Genomic DNA, 585 nt, shown 5'->3' with positions numbered 1-585 from the left:
ATGAACCGCTTCGTAGGCTTGGTATCCTTCACCGCTATGTTTGGCTCTCTACTGATGTGGACAGCAACGCCAGTGAAAATCTTCTTCTCTGAGATTCCAGAAGGCATTTTTGGCAAGAAAACCGTAGAGCTGAACGAAAACGGCGTACCAGCTCGCGCAGCTTGGTATCAGTTCCTTATCGTTATCCCACTGATGATCATCCCAACATTAGGTTCTAACACCGCTCAAGATCTGATGAACACCGTGATCAACATGACCGCAGCGGCATCCATGCTGCCACCGCTGTTCATCATGCTGGCGTACCTGAATCTGCGCTTGAAACTGGATCACGTCGAGCGTGATTTCAAAATGGGCTCACGCAAAATGGGCATCGCTACCGTATCGGTACTGATCGCTATCTTTACGGTTGGTTTCTTAGCATCGACCTTCCCTACTGGGGCCGACATCATGACCATCATTTTCTACAACTTTGGTGGTATCGTGATTTTCCTTGGCTTTGCTTGGTGGAAGTACAGCCAATACGAGAAATCATTGAATCAGGAAGAGCGTATAAAAGAAGCCGCGCCAGCTTCGCAAGCGGTATAA

1 pseudogene is annotated in these 585 nt (G+C 48.4%); it reads left to right on the top strand.

Annotation, left to right across the window (positions count from 1 at the left end):
- Positions 1 to 585: pseudogene (locus R7O13_RS29040) on the top strand (amino acid permease); the annotation flags it as partial.

Source organism: Vibrio sp. Y176, from assembly GCF_033438945.1.
This window is presented reverse-complemented; position numbering and strand designations above follow the sequence as displayed.